Origin of the sequence: Arsenicicoccus dermatophilus (assembly GCF_022568795.1) — a bacterium.
Classification (GTDB): domain Bacteria; phylum Actinomycetota; class Actinomycetes; order Actinomycetales; family Dermatophilaceae; genus Arsenicicoccus; species Arsenicicoccus dermatophilus.
Genome location: NZ_JAKZHU010000001.1, coordinates 2011239 through 2036458 on the forward strand (window position 1 = coordinate 2011239; position 25220 = coordinate 2036458).

Here is a 25220-nt window from a genome sequence, read left to right on the forward strand (position 1 = left end):
CTCGGACGCCCCGTCCGGGCGCGCAGGTCAGGCCTCGCGGGAGAACTCCGAGGCCCGGCGCACCTGCTCGTCGGTGGGGCGGACCCCGGTGTAGAGCACGAACTGCTCGGCCGCCTGCAGGGCGATCACCTCCGCCCCGGTGATCACCTCGCGGCCGAGCTCGCGGGCGAGCGCCACCAGCGGCGTCTCGGACGGGAAGGCCACCACGTCGAAGACCACCTCGGCCCCCTCGACGACCTCCCGGGGTGCGGACAGCTCGCCCTCCCCGGCCCCGCCGGCCATGCCCACCGGGGTCGCGTTGAGCACCAGGCCGGGGGCGATCCCGTCCAGCGACGACGCCCAGGCGTGGCCGTAGCGGGACGCGAGCGCCGGGCCGGTCTCGGGGTTGCGGGCCACGACGTGCCCGGAGGCGAAGCCCGCGTCCGTGAGCGCGGCGACAGCGGCCTTCGCCATACCGCCCGAGCCCAGCACGGCGAACGGCAGCGACCGGGGCACCTCGTGGGAGTCGAGCAGCGAGCGGATCGCGAGGTAGTCGGTGTTGTAGGCCACCAGTCGTCCGTCGTCGTTGACGATCGTGTTGACCGACTCGATGGCCGCGGCGGACGGCGTCATCTCGTCGACGAGCGCGATCACGTCCTCCTTCCACGGCATCGAGACCGCGCAGCCGCGGATCCCCAGGCCCCGCACCCCGGCGACGGCGTCGCGGATGTCGGTCGCCGTGAAGGCCTTGTAGACGTAGTCCAGCCCGAGCTCGGCATACAGGTAGTTGTGGAACCGGGTGCCGATGTCGGACGGTCGCCCGGACAGCGAGACGCACAGCTGGGTGTCGCGGGAGACGCGCACGGTCACCCGCGGGTCGGGCGTGGGGGTCATCGGGTCACCCCCGCCTGGGTCATCAGCCAGGCCCACTCGAAGGCCGCCTGCCGCCAGGCGTCGTAGCGCCCGGAGACGCCGCCGTGCCCGGCCACCATCTCGGTCTGCAGCAGGACGGGGCGCTCGGCCGGGTCGTTGGTGACGGTCTCGCGCAGCCGGGCGACCCACTTGGCGGGCTCGACGTAGAACACCCGGGTGTCGTTGAGCGAGGTGGTCGCCAGGATCGCGGGATAGCGGCGCGGGGCGATGTTCTCGTAGGGCGAGTAGCCGCGCATGTAGCGGTAGACCTCGGGGTCGTGCAGCGGGTCGCCCCACTCCTCCCACTCGCCCACCGTCAGCGGCAACGAGGGGTCGAGGATGGTGGTCAGGGCGTCCACGAAGGGCACCTGGGCGTGCAGCGCGCGGAACAGGTCCGGGGCGATGTTGGCGACGGCCCCGATCAGCAGCCCGCCGGCCGAGCCGCCCTCGGCGACGAGCCGGTCCGGCGCCACCCACCCGGTCTGCACCAGGTGCTCGCCGCACGCGACGAAGTCGGTGAAGGTGTTGCGCTTGGCGAGCGTCTTGCCCTGGTCGTACCACGCCCGCCCCATCTCGCCGCCGCCGCGCACGTGCGCCAGGGCCCAGACGAAGCCGCGGTCGAGGAGGCTGAACCGCAGGAAGGAGAACCACGGGTCCGTGCAGGCCTCGTAGGAGCCGTAGGCGTAGAGCATCCCGGGGTGCGTGCCGTCGGGCCGGGTGCCCTTGCGGTAGACCAGCGAGATCGGCACCCGGGTGCCGTCCGGCGCGGTCGCCCACTCGCGGCGCTGCTCGTAGTCGTCCAGGTCCACCCCGCCGAGCACCTCGGTGCGCTTGCGCAGGGTCCGCCCGAGGGTGGCCAGGTCCACGTCGTAGACGCACGGCGGGGTGACCAGCGACTGGTAGGAGATCCGCAGCCAGGTCGCGTCGTAGTCGAGGTTGTCACCGGGGTGCACGGTGTAGATCGGCTCGTCGAACTCCAACGGCCGCGGCGCGGCCAGCTCGTCGGGCCGGGGGCGGTCCAGCACGGACAGGGCGGTGAGCCCGTCCTTGCGCATCACGACGACGGCGTATGCCGAGAAGGCCTCCACCCCCACCACCCGCTCCCCCTCGCCCGGGGTGAGGACGGTCCGCCACCGGTCCCGGCTCGTGGCGTCGGCGGGTGCCACGGCCAGCTCGAAGTCCTGGTGGGCGGCGTTGTGGGTGATCAGCAGCACCTCGCCGGCGGGCTCGACGTCGTACTCCACGCCCTCCTCGCGGGGGGCGACCACCCGAGGGGTCGCGTCGGGGTCGGCCGAGTCGACGAGCCAGGTCTCCGAGGTGGTCTTGGACCCGGTGACGATGACGATCCAGCGGTCGTCGCGGCTGGACCCGACCCCCACCCAGAAGCGCTCGTCGGTCTCGTCGTGGACCAGCACGTCCTGCTCGACGGGGGTGCCGATCTCGTGCCGCCAGACCTGGAACTGCCGCCAGGCGTCGTCGTTGCGGGTGTAGTAGACCTGCCGACCGTCGAGGGAGAAGACCAGGCCGTAGCCGATCCCGGTGACCTGGTTGTCGATGACCCGCCCGACCACCCCGGTGACCGTGGGGTCGGTGGGCACCTCGGTGATGACCAGGTCGTAGCGCTCGTCGCCCGTCGTGTCCACGGCATACGCGAACCGGGTGCCGTCGTGGCTGACGTCGGTGGACCCGACGGCGAAGAACTCGTGGCCCTGCGCGAGAGCGGGTCCGTCCAGGAGCACCTGCTCCCCCTCGGGCGGGGTGCCGTCGACGAGCTGCGGGGGCGGTCCCGGGACCCCGCCGGGGGTGTCGGCCACGAGGACCCGGCACTCGCGGGCGTACTGCTCGCCCTCGGTGGTGCGCGAGTAGTACCACCAGCCGCGGTAGGCCACCGGCACCGACAGGTCGGTCTCCTGGACCCGCGCCTTCAGCTCCTCGAAGATCGCCTGTCGCAGCGGCTCCTGGTCGGCGGTCATCGCGGCGGTGTAGGCGTTCTCCGCCTCCAGATGGGCGATGACCTCCGGCGCGGACTTGTCCCGCAGCCACTCGTAGGGGTCGGACACGCTCTCCCCGTGGTGGATGCGGGTCGTCTCCACCCGGCGGGCGCGCGGGGGCTCGGGCAAGGATGCGGAGGTCACGGACGAACGCTAGTCGATGGACCACCGGGACGGCGGCACCGACGTCGCGGCAGCCTGCACCCAGCGCAGCAGTCCCTCGACGGTGATCCCCTCGCCCGGCGCCGCGGCCGCGGCGCGCTCGCGCAGCCGGGTGGCGACGCGGTCGGCGTCGGTGCCCTGCACCACCTGGACCAGCATCCCGGGCCCGCCCACGACTCAGCCGGCGTTGAGGCAGGCCGGGCCGAGCAGGGCCTTGAGGTCGCCGAAGAGCGCCGAGGTGGGATCGACGTGCGGCTCCAGCCGCATCACCACCTCCCGGCCGGGCTGGGTGAGCTTGACCTGCACTTCCGTCGTGCCGGGGTGGTTGAGCAGCACGTCCTTGAGCCGCTCGGCGATCCCGTTGGTGGCACGCACCATCGGCAGCGTCAGCAGCACCGGCCCGCGCGGGCCCTCGACCAGGTCCGGCAGGTGCAGGTCCTGGGCATAGATCGACGTGGACTCGTCACGCCTGTTGACCCGGCCGCGGACCACGACGACCGCGTCCGGTGCCAGCACCGTCGACACCGTCATGTAGGTCGAGGGGAAGAACAGGCACTCGATCGCACCGTCCAGGTCCTCCACGGTGGCGATCGCCCACAGATCACCCTTCTTGGTGCGCTTGAGCTGCAGGCCGGTGATCAGCCCGGCGATGGTGACCGTGGCCCCGTCGGGCTTGCCGTCCTCGGTGTTGAGGGCCGCGATCGAGGTGTCGGCGTGCTGGTGCAGGATGTGCTCGATCCCGAAGAGCGGGTGGTCGGAGACATACAGTCCCAGCATCTCCCGCTCGTACTGCAAGGTCACCTGCTTGTCCCAGCCGTGGGTCGGCACGGGCGGCAGGCCGGCGAAGGCGTCCGCACCGCCGGCGTCCTCGTCGTCCCCGGGCATCCCGAAGGCCGCGAACAGCGAGTCCTGGCCGGCGGCCTCGCGACGCTTGACGTCCACGAGCGCCTCGACGTACCCCTCGTGCACCTCGACCAGGCCCCGGCGCGACTCCCCCAAGGAGTCGAAGGCCCCGGCCTTGATGAGCGACTCGATGGTGCGCTTGTTGCAGACGACGGCGGGCACCTTGTTGAGGAAGTCCTTGAAGGACGTGAAGGCGCCCTTCTCCTCACGGGCCTTGACGATCTCGACCACCACGTTGGCGCCGACGTTGCGGATCGCCTCCAGGCCGAAGCGGATGTCCTCCCCGACGGCGGCGAAGAAGCCGATCGAGTCGTTGACGTCGGGCGGCAGCACCTGGATGCCCATGTGCCGGCACTCGTTGAGGTAGAGCGCGGACTTGTCCTTGTCGTCACGGACGCTCGTCAGCAGCGCCGCCATGTACTCCGCGCGGTAGTTGGCCTTGAGATAACCGGTCCAGTACGACACGACGCCGTACGCCGCGGTGTGCGCCTTGTTGAAGGCGTAGTCCGAGAAGGGCAGCAGGATGCTCCAGAGCTTCTCGACCGCCTCCTTGGAGAAGCCGTTGTCGAGCATGCCCTTCTCGAAGTTGGCGTACTCGGCGTCCAGGACCTCCTTCTTCTTCTTGCCCATGGCACGCCGCAGCAGGTCGGCGTTGCCAAGGGTGTAGCCCGCGAGCTTCTGGGCGATCTCCATGACCTGCTCCTGATAGATGATCAGGCCGTAGGTCATCTTCAGGATCGGCTCGAGCGCCTCGGTCAGCTCGGGGTGGATGTAGTCCACCTCCTGCTTGCCGTTCTTGCGCAGCGCGAAGTTGGTGTGGGCGTTGGCGCCCATGGGTCCCGGGCGGTAGAGCGCGAGGGCGGCGGAGATGTCCTCGAAGTTGTCCGGCTGCATGAGCCGCAGCAGCGAGCGCATGCCGCCGCCGTCGAGCTGGAAGACCCCGAGGGTGTCGCCGCGGGCGAGCAGGTCGTAGGTCGCCTTGTCGGTCATGTCCTTGGACAGGGCGTCCAGATCGACGGTCTCGCCGCGGTTCATCTCGACGTTCGTGATGGCGTCGTCGAGGATCGTCAGGTTGCGCAGCCCCAGGAAGTCCATCTTGACCAGGCCGAGCGACTCGCAGCTCGGGTAGTCGAACTGGGTGATGATCTGCCCGTCGGCCTCGCGCCGCATGATCGGGATGACGTCGATCAGCGGCTCGCTGGACATGATCACACCGGCGGCGTGCACACCCCACTGCCGCTTCAGACCCTCCAGCCCGCGGGCGGTCCCCACCACCTCCTGGGCGACCGGGTCGGAGTCGTGCAGCGCCCGGAAGTCCGCGGCCTCGGCATACCTCTTGTGCTCGGGGTCGAAGATCCCGGACAGCGGGATGCCCTTGCCCATGACGTCCGGGGGCATGGCCTTGGTCAGCTTCTCGCCCACGGCGAAGGGGTGACCGAGCACCCGCCCGGCGTCCTTGACCGCCTGCTTGGCCTTGATGGTGCCGTAGGTGACGATCTGCGCGACGCGCTCCGCACCGTACTTCTCCGTGACGTACTTGATCACCTCGCCGCGACGACGCTCGTCGAAGTCGACGTCGAAGTCGGGCATCGACTTGCGCTCAGGGTTGAGGAAGCGCTCGAAGATGAGACCGTGCGGCACCGGGTCCAGGTCGGTGATCCGCATGGCGTAGGCGCACATCGAGCCGGCTCCGGAACCACGGCCCGGACCCACCCGGATGCCGTTCTCCTTGGCCCAGTTGATGAAGTCGGCGACGACGAGGAAGTAGCCGGGGTAGCCCTTGCCGATGATGACCTCGCACTCGTACTCCGCCTGCTTGCGGGCGTAGTCCGGCACCCCCTCCGGGAAACGGGCGTGCAGGCCCGTCTCGACCTCCTTGACGAACCAGCTGGTCTCGTCCTCCCCCGGCGGGCAGGGGAAGCGCGGCATGAACTGCCCCTCCCCCTCGTGGAAGGAGATGTCGCACATCTCGGCGATGCGCAGCGTGTTGTCGCAGGCCTCGGGCACCTCGCGCCACAGGTGGCGCATCTCCTCGGGGGACTTGAGGTAGAAGTCGTCGGCGTCGAACTTGAACCGGTTGGGGTCCATCAGCGTCGACCCCGACTGCACGCACAGCAGCGCCGCGTGCGCCTTGGCGTCGGCGGCGTCGGTGTAGTGCAGGTCGTTGGTGGCGACGAACGGCAGGTCCAGCTCCTTGGCCAGCCGGAAGAGGTCCTTCTGCACCCGCCGCTCGATGTCGAGCCCGTGGTCCATCAGCTCGCAGTAGAAGCTGTCCCGCCCGAAGATGTCCCGGAAGTCGCTCGCCGCCTGCCTGGCCTCGGCATACTGCCCCAGGCGCAGCCGGGTCTGGATCTCGCCCGACGGGCAACCCGTCGTGGCGATGATCCCCTTGCCGTAGGTCTCCAGCAGCTCGCGGTCCATGCGCGGCTTGAAGTAGTAGCCCTCGATCGACGCCAGCGAGCACATGCGGAAGAGGTTGTGCATGCCCTCGTTGTTGCGCGCCCACATCGTCATGTGGGTGTAGGCGCCGGAGCCGGACACGTCGTCGCGGCCACCGTCGCCGTACTTTACCCGGGTCTTGTCGGTGCGGTGGGTGCCGGGCGTGAGGTAGGCCTCGATGCCGATCACCGGCTTCACGCCGTACCTCGTCGACTTCTTCCAGAACTCGTAGGCCCCGAAGATGAAGCCGTGGTCGGTCGTCGCGATGGCGGGCATCCCCATCTCGGAGGCCCGCTGGAAGAGGTCGTCGATCCGCGCCGCACCGTCGAGCATGGAGTACTCGGTGTGGTTGTGCAGGTGGACGAAGGAGCTGCTGGAGGCTGCTGGCGAGGACATCGGCGGCAGTCTACGGCGGCCCGGTGCCAGCCCCCGGGCGACGAGCCGGGCCACGTCCGGCGACAACCGTCGAACGGCTGCCCGGGCGCCCCTGAGCGACCGGGCTCAGCCCGCCCGCAGGAGGTCCAGGGAGCGCTGCAGGTCCGGCGGGTATGGCGACTCGAAGCTCACCCACTCGCCGCTGCCGGGGTGGGTGAACCCCAGCCGGTGCGCGTGCAGCCACTGCCGGTCCAGGCCGACCTTGCGCGCCAGCACCGGGTCGGCGCCGTAGAGCGGGTCGCCGACGCAGGGATGACGCAGGGCGCTGAAGTGCACCCGGATCTGGTGGGTGCGGCCGGTCTCCAGGTGGATCTCCAGCAGGGACGCGTGCCGCATCGCCTCCAGCACGGCGTAGTGCGTCACCGAGTGGCGCCCCTCCTGCCGCACCGCGAACTTCCAGTCGTGGTGGGGGTGCCGACCGATCGGCGCCTCGACTGTGCCCTCCATCGGGTCGGGCAGCCCCTGGACCACGGCGTGGTAGACCTTCTCCGGCGTCCGGTCGCGGAAGGCCTGCTTGAGGACGGTGTAGGCCCGCTCGGACTTGGCCACGACCATCAGCCCGGTCGTCCCGACGTCGAGCCGCTGGACGATGCCCTGGCGCTCGGCGGCGCCGGACGTGGTGATGCGGTAGCCCTCGGCCATGAGTCCGGACACGACGTCGGGACCGTCCCAGCCCACGCTGGGGTGGGCGGCGCAACCCGCCGGCTTGTCGACGACCACGATCTCGGTGTCGTCGTGCACGATCCGCAGACCGGGGGCCTCGCGCGGCTCGACGGCGGGGGCGTCCTCCCGCACCGGGTCGGGCAGGGACACCTCGAGCCAGGCGCCCGCGGTGACCCGCTCGGACTTGGCCACGGCGGCGCCGTCGACCTGGATCAGCCCCTCGCCCGCCAGGTCGGCGGCCTTGGACCGGGACACGCCGAACAACCGGGCCACGGCGGCGTCGACCCGCTCCCCCTCGAGCCCGTCGGGGACGGGCAGCATACGGACGTCAGGCACGGGTGGCTCCAGGGCTCGTCGGGGTCGTCGGTCCGCCGTCCGGTCGCGCGGCGGCCGGGTCGGCGTCACGGTCCTCGGGGACCGATCCGTCATGGGTGATGCCGAGGACGGACAGCAGGGCGATCAGGGCGGCGGCCGCCACGATGGCGATGTCGGCCACGTTGCCGATGAACCAGCCGCCGTAGTCGATGAAGTCGACGACGTGGCCCTGGCCGAAGGACGGCGGGCGGAACAGCCGGTCCCACAGGTTGCCCAGGAGGCCCCCGAGGACGAGGCCGCCGGCCACGGCCCAGCTGACCGAGACGATGCGTCGGGCGTGCCACACGACCAGGATCCCGATGACGACGGCGATGAGTGTCAGCACCCAGGTCTGGCCGGACCCGAGGGAGAAGGCCGCGCCGGAGTTGCGGATCAGCAGCAGCCGCAGCCAGTCACCGACGAGCGGGTGCGGGTCGCCGGGCGTCAGGGTGCGGATCGCCCACACCTTGCTGCCCTGGTCGGCGGCGAGGGTGAGCGTGGTGAGCAGGGCGATGAGGGGCCAGGTGCGGCGCGCCCGGGTCGTCGGGGTCAACGCTTCTGCGCGGCCTTGCACGTCACGCACAGGGTCGCCCGCGGGAAGGCCTGGACCCGCAGCTTGGGGATGGTGCCCCCGCAGCCCTCGCACACGCCGTGCAGGTCGGACTCGACCCGCTCCAGGGCGTGCTCGTACTGCGCGAGGACGTCGCGGGTGTTGGCGGCCATGGCGGCCTCGTGCTCGCGCTCGATGGCCTTGGAGCCCACGTCGGCCTGGTCGTCGCCCACGATGTCCTGGGTGTCCTGGACCAGGTCGACCAGGTCCTCCTGGGCCGCGGCGAGGTCGCCTCGCAACCGGGCGATCTCGGAGCGCAGGGTCTCCTTGAGCTCGGCCACCTCCGCCGGCGACCAGGCGCTGTCGTCGCCGGAGACGTCGATGGAGCCGGACGTCGTGGACCACCCTGCGGACTTGCCAGCCATGCTGCCCTCACTGAGTTCGAACGGGCCGTCGGGTGCCCCCGCACCGGACGACTGACGGCGCACAGCCGCGCCGAGGTGTGCACAGGGTAGCCCCTTCGTCACCCGCGGGAAAGCTGGCGCTCCGCGAGTGACACGCCGAGGACCTCTGGCACGCCGGAGCGGGAGGTCGCCGTGAGGTGGACCTCCCGCTCCCGGGGCGCCGGAGGGAGCCGGCGCTGCCGGTCGTCAGGCGTGGCTCGGGGCCAGGCGCGTGCGCTCGACCTCGTGCAGCTGCGACTTGAGGAAGGTGGAGATGTTGTCGCGGTAGGTCGCCTCGAAGGCGCGCAGCGCAGCCACGGCCTGCTCGAGCTGGGCCTTCTCGCCGGCGAGGCCCTGCAGGATGCCCTCGCGCTGCTTGGTCGCCTCGGCGATCAGCGTCTCGTGCTGGGCCGTGCCGTCGGCGATGAGCTTCTTGTGGCGCTGCTGGCCCTCGGCGATGAGCTCGTCGTGGCGCAGCTGGGCGGAGCCGACCAGCTCGTCCCGCTTGCGCGAGCCCTCGTTGATCATCGCCTCGCGCTGGTTGCGACCTTCGGCGACGAGGCGGTCCTGCTCGGCCTGACCCTTGGCGACGTGCTCGTCGTGCAGACGCTGGGCCAGCTCGATGAGACCGGCGGCGCCCGAGGCGTCGTGGACGGACGCCGGGGCGGCGAGCGCCTGGCGCGGAGCGCTCTGGGCCTTGGACAGCTCGGAACGGGTTGCGGCCAGCTCGTTCTCCACCCGCATGAGGCGGTCCCGCAGCTGTCCGGCCTCGGCACGGGCGGCAGAGGCGTCGTCACGGGCGGCGACGAGAGCCTGGTCGCTGTGCCCGGCGGCGCCGCGCTCGGCGGCCTCGGCCCGGCGGTCGGCGTCGTCGGCGCGCTTGAGCGCGGCCTGGAGCTCGGTGCGGAGCTTGGCGACCTCGGCGCTACTCTCGCGGCGACCCTTGGTGGCGACCGGGGCCTGGCCCTTGCTGCGCGCGCACTCCTCGTACTTGCGCTTGTAGTCGTCCCGCTCGGCGATCAGGTCGCGCAGCTCGCTCACGACCTCGTCGAGGAAGTCGTCGACCTCGCGCTCGTCGTAACCCCGACGGAACTGGGTGGCTCCGAAGCTCTTCTTCAGCACGTCATCAGGCGTGAGCGCCATGAGTCTTCCTTTGCGATCGTCCAGGTCGCTTCCGCTTGAGGGCGCGGGCGCGACGGTCGCCCAGCAACCTACACCCTGGCGACAGCCTGCATCAGAGCCACTACCACTAACAGCAGCACCAGGAACGCGAGGTCGAGCGCGATCCCACCTATGCGTAGTGGCTTAATTACCTTGCGTAAGGCTCGCAGCGGAGGATCGGTGACCGTGCAGATGCCCTCTGCGACCAGGAGGATCACCCCGGTGGGACGCCAGTCCCGGGCGAGCATCACGACGTACCCGAGCACCATCCGGGCCAGGAGGAGGACCCAGAACACCCACAGGATGTCGAGGATCAGGGTCTTGACGGCGGGCATCCGGGTCCCTTCGGGTGAAACGATTTCGGTCTGGACAACGGGGCAGGCCCGCCGGGTGTTCCCGACGGGCCTGCGCGACGACGCTGGGGCTGCGCGTCAGCTCTGGTTGAAGAAGCCGCGGGTCTCGGTCGGCGTCTCGGACTCCTCGGTCGAGACCTCGACGTCCTGCGGGGTGAGCAGGAAGACCTTGCTCGTGACCCGCTCGATCGAGCCGTTGAGCCCGAAGACCAGACCGGCGGCGAAGTCGACGAGACGCTTGGCGTCGTCGTCGGCCATGTCGCTGAGGTTCATGATGACCGGGATGCCCTCACGGAAGGCCTCACCGATCGTCTTCGCCTCGTTGTAGGTGCGCGGGTGGATCGTGGTGATGCGGTTCATCTGACCGACCTCCGGGTCACGGACGACGCGCGCGACGGGCGTGCGCTGCGGCAGGTGTGCGACGGAGGCATGACGCTCCTCGCGCACGGAGGTGGCACCTCGAGGCTCGTCCTCGGTGCGGGAGGGGCCGACCGGGCCGCGAGAGGCGTCGACCAGGTGCGACTCCGGCCGCGGGGACTCCCGCGGTGCGACCTCGGAGCGGTGATCGCGCCCGGGGTCCCGGTCGTCGTGATAACTGTCGTCGTACTCGTCGTCCTCGGCCAGCCCGAGGTAGACCATCGCCTGGCGTAGCGCCCCAGCCATCGCGTGCTCCTGATCTGTGGTGGATCGCGGTCAGGACCGACGCTACCGGGGCACCGGACGGGCTCCCAGGATTGCCGATCCGACACGCAGGTGTGTCGCTCCGTGACGCACCGCAGCCTCCAGGTCGCCGCTCATGCCCGCCGAGAGCAACGTCGCGCGGGGGTGCCCGGCCTGCACCCGCTCGGCCGTGCGAGCCAGTCGCTCGAAGGCCTCGTCGGGGTCGGCGCCCAGCGGCGCGACCGCCATCAGGCCCCGCAGCTCCAGGTGCGCGGCGTCCTCCACCAGGTCGGCCAGGGCGGGTATGGCGTCCGGACGAGCACCCCCACGCCTGCTCCCCCCGTCGGCGCCGCTGCCCGGGTCCAGGTCGACCTGGAGCAGCACCTCGACGCGGCGCCCGGCCTCGGCGGCCGCGCGGTCCAGCGCTGTGACGAGCCGGTCCCGGTCGACGGCGTGGACCAGGTCGGCGAGGCCCACGACCTGCCGGGCCTTGTTGGTCTGCAGCTGCCCGACGAAGTGGACCCGCAGCCCGGCCCGCAGCGCCGGGTCCAGCGCGGCGACCTTCGCGGCGGCCTCCTGGGCCTTGTTCTCCCCCACGTCGACCACCCCGAGGCCCGCGAGCAGCTCGACGTCGCGGGCGGGGAAGAACTTCGTCACCGTGATCAGGGTGACGTCCGCGCGCGGGCGACCCGCGGTGCGGCAGGCCTGCCCGATCCGGTCCTCGACGGCGGCGAGGCGGGCCGCCAGCTCGGCGCGACGGTCCTCCACCGCGCCCTGGGGGGTGAGCGGCGGCGACTCGTCATACCTGCCGGGAGTCATGGACGCTCCTGCAGGACCACGACCCCGCCGAAGCGCCCCGTCGTGCCGGAGCGACGGTAGGAGTAGAAGCGGTCGTCCTCGCGCGTGCACCCGGGGACCCAGGTCACCGCGACGTCCAGGGCGGCGAGCTGAGCGACCACGCCCGCCGCCACGTCGATCGCGGGGGTGCCGGTCCAGGTGCGCGCACCGCTCTCCGGCACCCGGGCCAGGGCGTCCTGCTGCATCGGGAGCGGCACCTCGTAGCACCGACCGCACACGGACGGGCCGACGTGCGCGGTGATCTCGCGCGCCCCGAGGTCGCGCATCGCCCCCACGGTGGCCGGCACCACCCCGGCGAGCATCCCGGGCCGGCCGGCGTGGGCGGCCCCGACGACCCCGGCCGCCGGGTCCGCCAGCAGGACCGGCGTGCAGTCGGCGACCAGGACGACCAGGCCCAGGCCAGGGGTGGTGGTGACCAGGCCGTCGGCGCTGCCGGCCGGGCCCGAGCAGGGGCCGTCGACGCGGACCACGTCGGCACCGTGCACCTGGTCGAGCAGGACCAGCCGGTCCGCGGCGAGCCCCAGCGCCTCGGCCACCCGGGCACGGTTGGCGGCCACGTGGGCCGGGTCGTCGCCGACGTGGGAGCCCAGGTTGAGACCCGACCCGCCCGCCGGCGCGGCATACGGACCCTCGCTCACGCCGCCGAGGGCGTCGGTGAAGGCGAGTCGGACGGGGCCCTCGTGATGCTGGTGGACGAACACGTCTCAGAGGCTAGCGCGCTCACGGTCCCCGGACCGTCGACACCGCCGGCGCTCTGCCGCCCGTGGCGACGACGACGCCCCGACCAGGAGGTCGGGGCGTCGTCTCGCTCGGTCGCCGGCTCGCGCCGGCACCGGTCACTTCAGGAAGTCCGGGACGTCCAGGTCGGCGTTGTCGTCGAAGGTCACCTGCCGCGGCGGACGCTGGGGCTGCTCGGTCGGGCGCACCTGGCCCGGAGCGGCGGGGGCCTGCTGGGGCTGGCCCTGCGGCTGCGTCGGCACCTGACCGGGGGCGTGCTGACCCGGCTGGCTCCCGGCCGGCTGCGGCAGCTGACCGGGCTGGACCGGACGGACCACCGGCTGGGCCGGCTGCGGCTCGGCCGCCGGCACCGGGCGCAGCGGCTGCCCCTGGGGCGGGCTCTGCACCGGACGGAGCGGCTGGGGCTGGGCCGGCTGAGGAGCTGCCTGGACCGGACGGGCGGGCTGGGTGGGCGCCTGGGGGGCGCGCTGCTGGACCGGGGTCGGCTCCTCGCGACGCGGCTGCGGGTCACCCCCGTCGAAGCCGGCCGCGATGACGGTGACGCGCACCTCGTCCCCGAGGGCGTCGTCGATCACGGACCCGAAGATGATGTTGGCCTCCGGGTGCGCGGCCTCCTGGACCAGTCGGGCAGCCTCGTTGATCTCGAAGAGGCCGAGGTCCGAACCACCCTGGATGGACAGCAGCACGCCGTAGGCCCCGTCGATGCTCGCCTCGAGCAGCGGGCTGGAGATCGCGAGCTCGGCGGCCTGGACCGCCCGGTCCTCGCCGCGCGCCGAGCCGATGCCCATGAGCGCGGAGCCCGCACCCTGCATGACCGACTTGACGTCGGCGAAGTCGAGGTTGATCAGACCGGGCGTGGTGATCAGGTCGGTGATGCCCTGGACACCGGAGAGCAGGACCTGGTCGGCGCTGCGGAAGGCGTCCAGCATCGAGACGTTGCGGTCGCTGATCGAGAGCAGCCGGTCGTTGGGGATGACGATGAGGGTGTCGACCTCCTCGCGCAGGTTGCCGATGCCCGACTCGGCCTGGTTGGCCCGTCGGCGCCCCTCGAAGGTGAACGGACGCGTGACCACACCGATGGTCAGGGCGCCGAGGCCCCGCGCGATCTTGGCGACCACGGGGGCACCACCGGTGCCCGTGCCGCCACCCTCGCCCGCCGTCACGAAGACCATGTCGGCCCCGCGGAGGACCTCCTCGATCTCCTCGGCGTGGTCCTCCGCGGCACGCTTGCCGACCTCGGGGTCGGCGCCGGCGCCCAGGCCGCGGGTGAGCTCGCGACCCACGTCGAGCTTGACGTCCGCGTCGCTCATGAGCAGGGCCTGGGCGTCGGTGTTGATCGCGATGAACTCGACCCCCTTGAGGCCGACCTCGATCATCCGGTTGATCGCGTTGACACCGCCGCCGCCGATGCCGACGACCTTGATGACGGCGAGGTAGTTCTGTGGTGCTGCCACGGTGGGGGCCTCTCCTCAGGGATGCAGCAGGGCTGTCCGGGCCCCCTCCTGGAGGAGGTCAGACCCTCAAGTTGGACTGCAGGGTTATAGTTCTGTTACCGAGCGTTGGGTAAAACGTACGTCGTGCTCCACGGACGGAGCAACCCTTGCCGCGGCGTGTTGCGAGGCGTTCGGAAAGGTGACCTCCGCCTTCACGTTCAGGTCCATCCAGGCGACTGTACCCAGGTGATGGGCCCGCAGAGCGGCGACACCCCCTACCTCGTGACCGGCACGTGCGGGGCGCTCACGTCCAGGGTGCCGGGCGCCCGCGGCAGCAGCGCCTTGATGACCTTGACCTTGAGTCGAGGCTCAGACTCATCGCCCCACCGCACCTGGGACCGGCCCACCTTGAAGGACACCATGCTCGGGCCCTCGACCTCGACGGACCCCACCTGCGCCCGCAGGTCGTCGGGCAGCGCACGCATCATGGCGACGGCGGCGCGCAGGCCCCGCGCGGGGACCTGCCCCCGGCCGGCCGCCACCGCGACCCCCGAGGGGGCCCGGTCGACGGACCGGTAGGCCACGCCGTCCTCGTCGACCAGCTGGTAGGACTCACCCGTCCGCAGGGCGAGGACCGGCCGGCGCGGGGCGACCTCCAGCACCACGGTCGTGGGCCACTTGCGGGCGACCTCGGCCTCGGCATACAACGGCGAGCTGGTGATCCGCCGGCCGGGGCCCTCGAGGTCCAGCCGGGCCAGGGGGACACCCATGGGGATGTCCGCCGCCCGCCGCACCTCGTCGGCCTGGGCGCCCGAGACCCCCTGCACCTCGACCTTCTTGACGGTCAGGACCGGGCTGAACCACACGAGGTAGCCGAGCCCCCCCACCAGCGCGAGCGCGAGCAGGACGAGCAGGACGGTGCGTAGCCGGTTGAGCCGGGCCCGGCGGGCTCGCTCCTCGAAGCGGTTGGTCTCGCGGGCCGTGCCCTTGCCCGGCCGCACGGCGGTGCTCCCCGCCCCCGACCTGCCGGGGTCACCGGTCGCGGTCCCCGGACGACTCGAGCAGCGCGAGCACCTGCGGACCGAGGTGGGTCACGTCCCCGGCCCCGACGGTGAGCACCAGGTCACCCGGACGCGCTAGGCCGGCGACCGTCGGAGCGGCCTGGTCCCACTCGGGCACGTAGTGCACCTCGCACGTCGGTCCCCCGTCCCGGGCGACCAGCTCCCGCACCGCGTCGGCCACCAGGGCGCCGGAGACCCCGGGCACCGGGTCCTCCCGCGCGGCGTAGACGTCCATGACGACCACCACGTCGGCGGGGCGCAGGCCCCGGCCGAGCTCGGTGGCGAAGTCCGCGGTCCGGGAGTACAGGTGCGGCTGGAAGACCACGACCACGCGGGCGGGCGCCTCGACCAGGGCGGCCGCCGTGCCCACCACCGCATGCACCTTGCCGGGGTTGTGGGCGTAGTCGTCCACGACGGTCACGCCGCCGGCGATCCCCTTGAGCTCGAACCGGCGACGGGTGCCCGTGTAGGCCCCCACGCCCGCGGCGGCCCGGTCCGCGTCGACGCCCAGCCCGTGGTGGGCGGCGGCGAAGGCGGCGGTGGCGTTGAGGACGTTGTGCGGCCCGGGTATGGCGATGCGCAGCTCGCGCTCGGTCCCGTCGACGTCCCGGACCCGGGCGACGGTGCCGAAGCCCTCCGCCGTGTGGCCGAGCACCCGGACATCGGCGTCCTCGTCGGTGCCGTAGGTCAGGACCCGCGTCCCCTCGGCCGCGGCCTGGCCGGCCAGCCGGGCCGAGCCCTCGTCGTCGGCGCAGGCCACGAGCAACCCGCCGGGCCGGATGCTGCGGGCGAAGTCGAGGTAGGCCGCCTGGACCGCCTCGTAGGTGCCGTAGTGGTCCAGGTGGTCGGGCTGCACGTTGGTGACCACCGCCACCTCGGGGTGATAGACGAGGAAGGAGCCGTCCGACTCGTCGGCCTCGATGACGAACGCCGCACCACCGGCCGCCCGGGCGTTGGTGCCGAGCCCGGCCAGCTCGCCGCCGATCGCGAAGGAGGGATCCTCCCCCGCGTCGACCAGCAGGGCCGTCAGCATCGAGGTGGCCGTCGTCTTGCCGTTGGCGCCCGCGACCGCGGCGACCCGGCGGCCGGTGGCCGCGGAAGCCAGCGCCTGCGAGCGGTGGAGCACCCGCAGCCCGAGCTCGCGGGCGCGGGCCAGCTCGGGGTCGGTCTCCCGGGTGGCCGAGGACACCACCACGGTGTCGACGTCCGCGACGGAGTCGGGCCGGGCGCCGGCGTGGACGGCGGCGCCCTGGTCGCGCAGCGCCTGCAGGATCGGCAGGTCCTTGGGGTCGGAACCGCTGACGGCGACCCCGCGGTCGAGCAGCACCCGGGCGACCGCGGACATCCCGGCGCCGGCGACGTTGGTGACGTGGACCCGGCCGAGCTCCCCCAGCGGGACGACGGGGGCGCGGAAGTCGAAGCGGTCGGTGGCGCTCATCGGGTGGTCTCCGTGACGTCGACCTCGGTGGCGGCGGCGGTCCCGGCGCCGGCGGTCCTGGCGCCGGCGGTCCTGGCGCCGGCGGCCTCCAGGACCAGGTCGGCCAGCCGGCCGTCACCGTCGCGGGTGCCGACGGCCTGGGCGGCAGCCGCTATACGGCTCAGCCGGTCCCCGTCGCGCACCAGCGGCACCAGCGTCTGGTCGACCCACTCCGGGAGCAGCTGCTCGTCGGGGACGACGAGCCCGCCGCCGGCGGCGACGACCTCGGCGACGTTGAACCGCTGCTCGCCGTTGCCGATGGGCAGGGGCACGTAGACCGCCGGAAGGCCCACGGCTGTCAGCTCGCACACCATGCCGGCCCCGGCGCGCGACACCACCAGGTCGGCGGCAGCGAAGGCCAGGTCCATCCGGTCGCAGTACTCCTGGACGACATAGGCCGCCCCGTCGTGCGGCTCCGGGTCGAAGCTCTTGCCCCGCCCGGTGACGTGCAGGACCTGCACCCCGGCCGCGGACAGCTCGCGCACCCGCGCGGCGAAGGCGTCGTTGAGCCGCTTGGCCCCGCTCGACCCGCCCGTCACCAGGACGACCGGCCGGTCCTCCCGCAGCCCGAAGTGGCACAGCGCCTCGGCGCGCAGGGCGGCCCGGTCCAGCCCGGTGATCTCGCGGCGCAGCGGCATCCCCAGGTGGCGTGCCCCGCGCAGGGTGGTGGCGGCGAAGGTCGTGGCGACGTAGGGCGTCAGCGCGGCGCCCAGGCGGTTGGCCAGCCCCGGGCGGACGTTCTGCTCGTGGACGACGATCGGCAGGCCGCGACGCCGCGCGGCGAGGTAGGCCGGGCTCGAGACATAGCCGCCGAACCCGACCACCAGGTCGGCGCCGACCTCGTCGAGCACCGCCCCGGCCGCGTCGACGGCGCCCTTGAGGGAGGCGGGCAGGCGCAGCAGCGCGGTGGACGGCTTGCGGGGGAAGACGACCTTGGGGATCGTCCGCAGGTCGTAGCCGCGCTGGGGGACGAGCCGGGCCTCCAGACCCGCCGCGGTGCCGAGGACGGTGATCCGGACCTGGGGGTCGCGGCGGCGCAGCTCGTCGGCGAGGGCGAGCAGCGGCGAGACGTGGCCCGCCGTGCCGCCTCCGGCGAGGACCACCGAGCGCGGACCACGAGGTCCGGTGGCGGGGGCGGGAGACGGGGGCGTGGTCATCGGGAACTCCTCGGGTCGGTGGTGGTCGCGCGCAGCCTGGACAGCGCCCGGGCCTCGGGCGCGCCGGGCTCCTCGCGGGCGAAGGACATGAGCATGCCCAGCGCGAGCAGGGTGGAGATCATGGCAGTACCGCCGCCGGAGACCAGCGGCAGCGGGACGCCGATGACGGGCAGCAGACCCGTCACGGCCCCCATGTTGATGAAGGACTGGACCATCAGCCAGGTCATGACACCGGCGGTCGCGAGCCGGACGAAGAGGTCCTGGGTGCGGAAGACCAGGCGGTAGCAGGCATAGGCCAGCACGGCGAGCAGGGCCAGCACCATGAAGGTGCCCGCGATGCCCAGCTCCTCGCCGATGATGGCGAAGATGAAGTCGTTGCGGGACTCCGACAGCCAGCCCCACTTCTCGGCGCTCATGCCGGGCCCGCGCCCCCACCAGCCGCCGTCCGCCAGGGCGTACTGCCCGTTGATGACCTGCCGGCAGACGTCGACCATGTCGGTGCAGCCGCCCAGCCAGGTGCTGATGCGGCCCATCCGGTTGCGGCTCGTCAGCGTCATCAGCAGGACGGCGAGGGCGCCGACGGCACCCGCGGCGGCGAAGAGCCGGCTGGGGACACCGGCGGCGAAGAGGATGCCGGCCACCATCGACAGCAGCACGAGGCCGGTCCCGAGGTCCTGTCCGGCCAGCTGCAGCGCGAGCAGCAGCACGGTGACCGGCACCAGCGGGATGATCACGTGCCAGATGTTGGCGAGCTTGTGGCGCTTGCGGTCCAGGATGCCCGCGCCGAACACCACGATCGCCAGCTTGGCGAACTCCGACGGCTGCAGCCGCTGCCCGCCGATGAGCAGCCAGTTGCGGTTGCCCTGGAAGTCGTCGCCCAGCCCGGGGACGAAGATCAGGGCCTGGAGCACCACGGCGAGCCCGATGCCGGGCCAGGCCAGCCGCTTCCAGGCGCGCACCGGGATCCGGGAGGCGACGACGCACAGGACGGCCCCGATCGCGGCATACATCAGCTGCTTGAGGAAGTAGTCGTAGCTGCGGATGCTCGACGCGGAGAGGTACATCACCAGGCCGAAGATCGTCAGCGCCGTGGTGGTGCTGACCAGCAGGTGGAAGGTCGTCAGCGGCGTGTCGATCCGCTCGAGGAAGGCCTCGAGGCGGGCCGGCACGGACTCGGGCGACCGCTGGCTGGTCCGACCGGAGCGGTCGGCGCCCGACCTGGTGGCTCCGGTGCGGGTGGTCATGCGGTGAACCCTCCGAGCTGGCGCACCGCCTCGACGAAAGCCTCGCCGCGGGCGCCGTAGTTGGCGAACATATCCATGGACGCGGCCGCCGGGGCGAGGAGGACCACGTCCCCCGGGCGGGCCAGGGACGTCGCCTCCCGCACGACGCGCGCCATCGCCCCAGTGTCCGTGCTGTCCACGTCGACCACAGGGACGTCGGGCGCGTGTCGGGCCAGGGCCTGGGCGATGCGTTCCCGGTCCCGGCCCATCAGGACCACGCCCCGCAGCCGGTCGGCACGGTCCGCGACCAGCTGGTCGACGTCGGCGCCCTTCAGCAGACCACCTGCGATCCAGACGACGTGCTCGAAGGCCGCGAGCGACGCCGAGGCGGCGTGCGGGTTGGTGGCCTTGGAGTCGTCGACGTAGCGCACGCCGTCGACCTCCCCGACATGGGCGATGCGGTGGGCCTCGGGGCGGTAGGCCTTGAGGCCGTCGCGCACCGCGATCGGACCCACGCCGTAGGCCCGGGCGAGGGCCGCCGCCGCCAGGGCGTTGGCGACGTAGTGCGGGGCCACGTCCGGGGCATCGCCGCGCAGGTCGGCCAGGGTCCCCAGCTCGACGGCCGAGGTGTGCCGCTGCTCCACGAAGGCCCGGTCGGCGAGGACGTCCTCGACCAGCCCGACCATGGAGACCGCGGGCACGCCGACGGTGAACCCGATCGCCCGGCAGCCCTCCACGACGTCGGCCTCCATGACGAGCAGCTCGGTCTGCGGGTCCTGGACGTTGTAGACGCAGGCGACCTGGGTCTTGTCGTAGACGGCACCCTTGGCGCGAAGGTAGTCGTCGTAGGAGCCGTGCCAGTCGATGTGGTCGGGGGCGACGTTGAGGCAGGCCGACGCGAGCGGGGACACGGAGCGCTGCCAGTGCAGCTGGAAGGAGCTCAGCTCGACGGCGATGACGTCGTAGGGCGTCGGGTCGAGCATCACCTCCATGATCGGGGTGCCGACGTTGCCGGCGGCGACGGCCCGGGCCCCGCCGTGGCGCAGGATCGACTCGAGCATCGTGACGGTCGTGGTCTTGCCGTTGGTGCCGGTGACCACCAGCCACGGCGCGGCGCCCGTCGCGGGCCGCATCCGCCAGGCCAGCTCCACCTCGCCCCACACCGGGATGCCCGCCTCGGCGGCCCTGACCAGGAGGGGGTTGTGCGGGGGCACGCCGGGCGAGGTCACGACCAGCTCGGTGCCCTCGGGGATCTCGTCCGGGGCGTCGTCGCCGAGCCGGCAGTCGACGCCGAGGATGTCCAGGATCCGCGCGTGCTCCCGGATCTGGTCCGTGACGTCCGGGCTGCAGGCCGTGACCTGGGCGCGGCGCTCGTTGAGCGCGTCGGCGGCGGCGAAGCCCGAGCGACCGAGGCCGACCACGAGCACCCGCAGGCCCGCCCAGTCGGCGCCGGAGTGGGTCAGCCCGGGCCGCGGCTCGTAGGCCGGGTCGAAGGCCGGGTCTTCCGTCGTACGGCCGTCACTCATCAGCCCACCACCCACTCCGCGTAGAACAGTCCGATGCCGAAGGCCACGAAGAGCCCGGCGATGATCCAGAACCGGATGACCACCGTGATCTCCTGCCAGCCGAGGAGCTCGAAGTGGTGGTGCAGGGGCGCCATCCGGAAGACGCGCTTGCGGGTCGCCTTGAAGGACCCGACCTGGATGATGACCGACAGGGTCTCCAGGACGAACAGGCCGCCGAGGATGACGACCAGGAGCTCGGTGCGGGTGCAGATGGCCAGGCCGGCCAGCGCCCCGCCCAGGGCCAGGGAGCCGGTGTCCCCCATGAAGATCTTGGCGGGCGAGCCGTTCCACCACAGGAAGCCGAAGCACGAGCCCATCACGCAGGCAGCGACCACGGCGAGGTCCCGCGGGTCGCGCACCTCGTAGCACTTGGGGCCGGCGTTGATCGCGCAGCTCTGGTTGGTCTGCCAGGTGCCGATCAGCACGTAGGCCGCCATCACCATGGTGCTCGCGCCCGTCGCCAGGCCGTCCAGGCCGTCGGTGAGATTCACGCCGTTGCTCGTGCCCGCGATCATCAGGTTGGCCCAGATCACGAAGAGCAGCACGCCGATCCACGGCATGCTCGGGCTGATGTCCAGGTCGAAGCGGGTGTCGCGGACGGTCGAGATGATCGTCGACGCGGGCGTCACCCCGGCATCGTTCTGGAAGCGCAGCACGAGCACCGTGAAGATCAGGCCGACGATGCCCTGGCCGAGGAGCTTCTGCCAGGAGCGCAGGCCCAGGCTGCGCTGCTTGGAGATCTTGATGTAGTCGTCGAGGAAGCCGACCAGGCCCAGACCGAGCATCAGGAACATCACGAGCAGGCCGGACGCGGTGGGCGGCCACCAGGTCAGCAGGTGGGCCAGCGCGTAGGCGAGGGCCGAGGCCAGGATGATCATCACCCCGCCCATCGTGGGCGTGCCGCGCTTGGTGTGGTGCGAGGTGGGCCCGTCGTCGCGGACGAACTGGCCGTAGTGTCGCCGGACCAGGAGCTTGATGTAGCTCGGGGTGCCCAGGAGGGCGACGAGCAGGGAGATCGTGGCGGCGATCAGGACGGCCTTCACGGACGACCCTCCCCGCGCTCGGTCTGACCGTCCACCTGAGGTGCACCTGCTCTCTCGTCGTTCGTCGTATGCCGGCGGGCCAGCGCCCGACGCAGCTCGTCCCGGTCGTCGAAGGGATGGATCTCCCCCGCGACCTCCTGCCCCTGCTCGTGACCCTTGCCGAGGACCACCACGGTGTCCTGCGGGCCGGTCGTCAGCGCCACGGCGGCGGCGATGCCGTCCGCCCGGCCGGCGACCACCTGCACCCGCTCCCGGTCCTGCGCCCCCACGCCTGCGGCCACGGCCTGCCGGATCGCGGCGGGGTCCTCGTCGCGCGGGTTGTCGTCGGTGATGACCACCAGGTCGGCCCCGGCGGCCGCGGCCGCACCCATCAGGGGTCGCTTGCCGGCGTCGCGGGACCCGCCCGCCCCGACCACGGCGACGAGCCGGCCCGCGGTCTGCGACCGGAGCGCGGCCAGCGCGGCCTCGACGGCGTCCGGGGTGTGCGCGAAGTCGACGACCGCCATCGGGTCGTCACCACCCGCGTCCACCCGCTCCATCCGCCCGGGCACACGCGGGTCCGCGCACACGGCGCGGGCCGCTTCCTCGAGGTCGACGCCGCCCAGGTGCAGCACCAGCGCCGCCACGGCAGTGTTGAGCTGGTTGAAGTCTCCGGGTAGCGGGCTGCGCAGCTGCAGCGTCCGACCCTGCCCGACGAGCTCGAAGCGCTGGTCGCCCAGGTCCCGCACCTGCCAGTCGGCGTCGGGCAGCCGGGCCGCGACCGTCACCACCGGCACCGTCGCCTCGGCCGCGAGGCGTACGCCCCACGCGTCGTCGACGACCACGACCCCCTGGCGGCACCGCTCGGGCGTGAACAACGACGCCTTGGCCAGGAAGTAATCCTCCATGGTCCCGTGGAAGTCCAGGTGGTCCTGGGAGAGGTTGGTGAACGCCGCCACGTCGTAGACCAGCCCGTCCACCCGGTGCATCACCAGGGCATGGCTGGACACCTCCATCGTGCACCGCTGCACCCCGCGCTCGGCCATCACGGCCAGCAGCGCCTGCAGGTCGCTCGCCTCCGGCGTGGTCCGCGCGCTCTTGATCCGCTCGTCGCCGATCCGGGTCTCCACGGTGCCGATCAGGCCCGTCGTGCGCCCCAGCGCCTGAAGCCCACCGTCGACCAGGTAGGCCGTCGTGGTCTTGCCGTTGGTGCCCGTGATGCCGAAGACCGCCATCGAGGCGTCCTGCCCGGCCGAAGGGCGGTAGATCCGCGCGGCCGCCCGGCCCAGCGCCGCCCGCGGGTCCGGGACCACGACCACCGGGAGCACCTGGTCCGACGCGCCGCCGGCCTGGCGGGCCAGCTCGAGGCCCACCCGGTCGGTGAGCACCGCCACGGCTCCGGCGGCCACGGCCTGCGCCACAAAGCGGGCGCCGTGGACGTTCGCTCCCGGCAGGGCGGCATACAGGTCGCCGTCACGGACCTGACGGGAGTCCAGGGTCACGCCCGTGACGGACCGGTCGTCCGCCTCCGGGCCGGGGCCGGACGCCGTCACCGCGACGAGCGACGCCTCCTCCAGGTCGGCGACCAGGTCGCGCAGGGGCACCGGCAGGACGGACTCGGGGCGAGGGAAGGTGACCACGGACCAGGAACCTATCGCGTCGCGCCCGCAACCGGGGACGCGGTCTGGGTCCGGGGGCCCCGGGTCCGCTGGTTCTTCTCCGGCTTGAGGCTCGATCCGTCCGAGGTGACCGGCAGGTTCGGCGACTCCGTGCCGCTCGGCGCGACCTGGTAGCGCGACAGCGCGGCCTTCATCACCTCGGTGAAGACCGGGCCGCAGGTCTGGCCGCCGTAGTGCCCGCGCACCGGGTTCTGCAGGGTGCACGCCACCACGAAGCGCGGCTTGTCGGCAGGGGCGAAGCCGATGAAGGAGGCCGTGTAGCCCTTGTAGGTGCCGGCCTGCTCGTCGTACCGGTTGGCCGTGCCGGTCTTGCCCGCGACGCGGTAGCCGGGGATCGCCGCGACCTTGCCGGTGCCCTCCTCGGAGACCACGGCCTCCATCATCTCGGTGAGCTGCTTGGCGACCCCCGGGCTGACGACCTGCTGGGGCTCGGGTGCCTTGGCCGGGACGAACCTGCCGTCCGCGCCCGTCTGGCCCGCGACCAGCGAGGGCGGGATCCGGACGCCCCCGTTGGCGATGGTCTGGTAGACCCCCGCCGACTGGATCAGGTCGAGGTTCATGCCCTGGCCGAACATCACGGTGTAGCGCTGGGACCCGGTAGGGGCGGGCGGGACGATTCCCGGCTGCTCGCCCGGGTAGCCGATGCCCGTCGGGCGCCCCAGGCCGAAGGATCGGAAGTAGCCCATCAGCCGGTCCACCGGGATCTTCTCGCCCGCGAGGATCGTGCCCATGTTGGAGGACGTGGCGAGGACCCCGGCGAGCGTGAGCTGCTGGACCCCGTGCTCCTCGGAGTCGTGGAAGACCCGGTCGGCGCGCGGCAGCTCGGCGGGGACGGTCACCGGGGTCGACGGGGTGGCCACGCCCTCCTGCAGCACCGCCGCCATGGTCATCACCTTGGCGGTCGAACCAGGCTCGAACAGCTCCTGGAAGGCCTTGTTGGACATCGTCCCGCCCTTGCCCAGCGTCGACAGGTCGTTGGGGTCGAAGGTCGGGTAGTTGCCCACCGCCAGCAGCTTGGCGGTCTGGACGTCCATCACCGCCACGTAGCCGTTGGTGGCCTCGCGGGTGATCACCGCCTGCGAGATCGCGTTCTGCGCCACGAACTGCAGGTCGGCGTCGATGGTGAGCTGGACGTTGCGGCCGGGCACCGCCGGACGCAGGGACTGGATGCCGGTGGGGATCTGCAGCCCGGCCGGGGTGCGCTCGTAGGTCTGCTCCCCCGGCTTGCCGGCCAGGGTGGCGTTCATCAGCTGCTCGACGCCACCGGCGGGCGCCCCGGCCTTGGTCATGGCCCCGACGACGGAGGCGGTGGAGGTCCCCGCCGGGTAGAACCGCTTGGAGGTCAGCTCGGTGCTGAGCCCGGGGACCCCCAGCCCGCGGATCTTGCGCCAGGCCACCGGGGTGACGTCGGTGGCCACGGGATACCACCGGCGCTTCCCGGACAGGCGGCCGAGCACGTCGCCGACGGCGAGCCCGAGGATCGGGGCGATGTCGGAGGCCGCGCCCTGGGCGCCCACCTTGACCCTGGTCCTGCCCTCCCGCTTGGTGTACTCCGCGACGGCCACCTGGTCGACGATCAGGGTGTAGCGCTCCAGGGAGTCCGCGAGCACCCGGCCGTCGGCGTCGGTGATCTGACCACGGGCGGCCGGGAGCACCCGGACCACGCTGCGCTGCTTGAGCGCCTTGGCGGACATGGCAGAGGCGTCCAGCCCCTGCAGCCGCACCAGCTGGGCGGCGAAGATCGTGAGCACCAGCAGCGTGACGAGGAACATCGTCCGCACCCGACGGGTGGGGTGCATCGCGGCCCGGTTGGTGGCCAGGCCCGAGGCGGCGACCCGGGTGCTGCCGCCGGGTCTGCGGTCCCGCAGCGGTCGGCGCCCCGGTCGCGCGAGGCGCGGGGGACGCGGCGGGGTCCGGTCACCGGGCTCCCGAGGGCCTCCGGCGGCGGGCATGCGGTCACCTCGCTTCGTGGTGCGTCGACGGCGCGGTCAGGTCCGGTGCC

At 72.4% G+C, this 25220-nt stretch carries 21 protein-coding genes; all 21 read right to left on the reverse strand.

Features of this window, described 5'->3' with window-relative positions; translation table 11 throughout:
• Positions 1–27 precede the first annotated feature (27 nt).
• Positions 28–873 carry a shikimate 5-dehydrogenase gene (locus MM438_RS09330; RefSeq protein WP_241452184.1) on the reverse strand — a complete coding sequence of 282 codons (846 nt, stop codon included), beginning with the start codon at positions 871–873 and terminating at the stop codon, positions 28–30.
• A complete protein-coding gene (locus MM438_RS09335) occupies positions 870–3026 on the reverse strand; it encodes a S9 family peptidase (RefSeq protein ID WP_241452185.1) in 2157 nt (718 codons plus the stop codon). The genes MM438_RS09330 and MM438_RS09335 overlap by 4 nt, the downstream gene beginning before the upstream one ends.
• Before the next feature lie 9 nt (positions 3027–3035).
• Positions 3036–3191, reverse strand: coding sequence for a hypothetical protein (locus MM438_RS09340; RefSeq protein ID WP_241452186.1), 156 nt, complete (start codon positions 3189–3191; stop codon positions 3036–3038).
• Between the two features lie 30 nt (positions 3192–3221).
• Positions 3222–6782 carry a DNA polymerase III subunit alpha gene (dnaE, locus tag MM438_RS09345; protein WP_241452187.1) on the reverse strand — a complete coding sequence of 1187 codons (3561 nt, stop codon included), beginning with the start codon at positions 6780–6782 and terminating at the stop codon, positions 3222–3224.
• Between the two features lie 105 nt (positions 6783–6887).
• Positions 6888–7820 (reverse strand): RluA family pseudouridine synthase, encoded by a 933-nt coding sequence (locus tag MM438_RS09350; RefSeq protein WP_241452188.1) that lies wholly within the window; start codon positions 7818–7820, stop codon positions 6888–6890.
• Positions 7813–8391, reverse strand: coding sequence for a signal peptidase II (gene lspA, locus MM438_RS09355; protein WP_241452189.1), 579 nt, complete (start codon positions 8389–8391; stop codon positions 7813–7815). The genes MM438_RS09350 and lspA overlap by 8 nt, the downstream gene beginning before the upstream one ends.
• On the reverse strand, positions 8388–8813 hold the full coding sequence (locus MM438_RS09360; RefSeq protein ID WP_241452190.1) for a TraR/DksA family transcriptional regulator: 426 nt from the start codon (positions 8811–8813) through the stop codon (positions 8388–8390). The genes lspA and MM438_RS09360 overlap by 4 nt, the downstream gene beginning before the upstream one ends.
• 225 nt (positions 8814–9038) lie before the next feature.
• Positions 9039–9974, reverse strand: a complete 936-nt coding sequence (locus MM438_RS09365; RefSeq protein WP_241452191.1) for a DivIVA domain-containing protein — start codon at positions 9972–9974, stop codon at positions 9039–9041.
• 68 nt (positions 9975–10042) lie between these two features.
• Positions 10043–10327: a YggT family protein gene (locus tag MM438_RS09370; RefSeq protein ID WP_241452192.1), complete on the reverse strand. Its 285-nt coding sequence runs from the start codon at positions 10325–10327 to the stop codon at positions 10043–10045.
• Positions 10328–10423: 96 nt separating this feature from the next.
• Positions 10424–11008, reverse strand: a complete 585-nt coding sequence (locus MM438_RS09375; protein WP_241452193.1) for a cell division protein SepF — start codon at positions 11006–11008, stop codon at positions 10424–10426.
• Between the two features lie 42 nt (positions 11009–11050).
• On the reverse strand, positions 11051–11824 hold the full coding sequence (locus MM438_RS09380) for a YggS family pyridoxal phosphate-dependent enzyme (protein WP_241452194.1): 774 nt from the start codon (positions 11822–11824) through the stop codon (positions 11051–11053).
• The gene (gene pgeF / locus MM438_RS09385; protein WP_241452195.1) at positions 11821–12564 is read right to left on the reverse strand and encodes a peptidoglycan editing factor PgeF; all 744 of its coding nucleotides are present in this window, start codon (positions 12562–12564) and stop codon (positions 11821–11823) included. Before pgeF ends, MM438_RS09380 begins: the two co-directional genes overlap by 4 nt.
• Positions 12565–12699: 135 nt before the next feature.
• On the reverse strand, positions 12700–14055 hold the full coding sequence (gene ftsZ, locus MM438_RS09390; protein ID WP_241452196.1) for a cell division protein FtsZ: 1356 nt from the start codon (positions 14053–14055) through the stop codon (positions 12700–12702).
• A 254-nt stretch (positions 14056–14309) separates the two neighbouring features.
• Positions 14310–15035 (reverse strand): cell division protein FtsQ/DivIB, encoded by a 726-nt coding sequence (locus MM438_RS09395; protein ID WP_241452197.1) that lies wholly within the window; start codon positions 15033–15035, stop codon positions 14310–14312.
• A gap of 31 nt (positions 15036–15066) precedes the next feature.
• The gene (gene murC, locus MM438_RS09400; RefSeq protein ID WP_241452198.1) at positions 15067–16533 is read right to left on the reverse strand and encodes a UDP-N-acetylmuramate--L-alanine ligase; all 1467 of its coding nucleotides are present in this window, start codon (positions 16531–16533) and stop codon (positions 15067–15069) included.
• Positions 16530–17729, reverse strand: a complete 1200-nt coding sequence (gene murG / locus MM438_RS09405) for an undecaprenyldiphospho-muramoylpentapeptide beta-N-acetylglucosaminyltransferase (RefSeq protein WP_241452199.1) — start codon at positions 17727–17729, stop codon at positions 16530–16532. The genes murC and murG overlap by 4 nt, the downstream gene beginning before the upstream one ends.
• Entirely contained in the window at positions 17726–18973 is a 1248-nt protein-coding gene (locus MM438_RS09410) for a peptidoglycan glycosyltransferase FtsW (protein ID WP_241452200.1), read from the reverse strand. The genes murG and MM438_RS09410 overlap by 4 nt, the downstream gene beginning before the upstream one ends.
• The gene (gene murD / locus MM438_RS09415; protein WP_241452201.1) at positions 18970–20478 is read right to left on the reverse strand and encodes a UDP-N-acetylmuramoyl-L-alanine--D-glutamate ligase; all 1509 of its coding nucleotides are present in this window, start codon (positions 20476–20478) and stop codon (positions 18970–18972) included. The genes MM438_RS09410 and murD overlap by 4 nt, the downstream gene beginning before the upstream one ends.
• Entirely contained in the window at positions 20478–21560 is a 1083-nt protein-coding gene (gene mraY, locus MM438_RS09420) for a phospho-N-acetylmuramoyl-pentapeptide-transferase (RefSeq protein ID WP_241452202.1), read from the reverse strand. The genes murD and mraY overlap by 1 nt, the downstream gene beginning before the upstream one ends.
• Positions 21557–23179 carry a UDP-N-acetylmuramoyl-L-alanyl-D-glutamate--2,6-diaminopimelate ligase gene (locus tag MM438_RS09425; protein WP_241452203.1) on the reverse strand — a complete coding sequence of 541 codons (1623 nt, stop codon included), beginning with the start codon at positions 23177–23179 and terminating at the stop codon, positions 21557–21559. The genes mraY and MM438_RS09425 overlap by 4 nt, the downstream gene beginning before the upstream one ends.
• An 11-nt stretch (positions 23180–23190) precedes the next feature.
• A complete protein-coding gene (locus MM438_RS09430) occupies positions 23191–25170 on the reverse strand; it encodes a peptidoglycan D,D-transpeptidase FtsI family protein (RefSeq protein ID WP_241452204.1) in 1980 nt (659 codons plus the stop codon).
• Between the last annotated feature and the right edge of the window lie 50 nt (positions 25171–25220).

Bases quoted from the DNA above. Each gene is read 5' to 3' on its own strand.
- MM438_RS09330 (WP_241452184.1), bottom strand. From the start codon at position 873: ATGACCCCCACGCCCGACCCGCGGGTGACCGTGCGCGTCTCCCGCGAC.
- dnaE (WP_241452187.1), bottom strand. From the start codon at position 6,782: ATGTCCTCGCCAGCAGCCTCCAGCAGCTCCTTCGTCCACCTGCACAAC.
- MM438_RS09360 (WP_241452190.1), bottom strand. From the start codon at position 8,813: ATGGCTGGCAAGTCCGCAGGGTGGTCCACGACGTCCGGCTCCATCGAC.
- MM438_RS09365 (WP_241452191.1), bottom strand. From the start codon at position 9,974: ATGGCGCTCACGCCTGATGACGTGCTGAAGAAGAGCTTCGGAGCCACC.
- MM438_RS09370 (WP_241452192.1), bottom strand. From the start codon at position 10,327: ATGCCCGCCGTCAAGACCCTGATCCTCGACATCCTGTGGGTGTTCTGG.
- MM438_RS09375 (WP_241452193.1), bottom strand. From the start codon at position 11,008: ATGGCTGGGGCGCTACGCCAGGCGATGGTCTACCTCGGGCTGGCCGAG.
- MM438_RS09380 (WP_241452194.1), bottom strand. From the start codon at position 11,824: ATGACTCCCGGCAGGTATGACGAGTCGCCGCCGCTCACCCCCCAGGGC.
- murC (WP_241452198.1), bottom strand. From the start codon at position 16,533: ATGAGCGCCACCGACCGCTTCGACTTCCGCGCCCCCGTCGTCCCGCTG.
- murG (WP_241452199.1), bottom strand. From the start codon at position 17,729: ATGACCACGCCCCCGTCTCCCGCCCCCGCCACCGGACCTCGTGGTCCG.
- MM438_RS09410 (WP_241452200.1), bottom strand. From the start codon at position 18,973: ATGACCACCCGCACCGGAGCCACCAGGTCGGGCGCCGACCGCTCCGGT.
- murD (WP_241452201.1), bottom strand. From the start codon at position 20,478: ATGAGTGACGGCCGTACGACGGAAGACCCGGCCTTCGACCCGGCCTAC.
- MM438_RS09430 (WP_241452204.1), bottom strand. From the start codon at position 25,170: ATGCCCGCCGCCGGAGGCCCTCGGGAGCCCGGTGACCGGACCCCGCCG.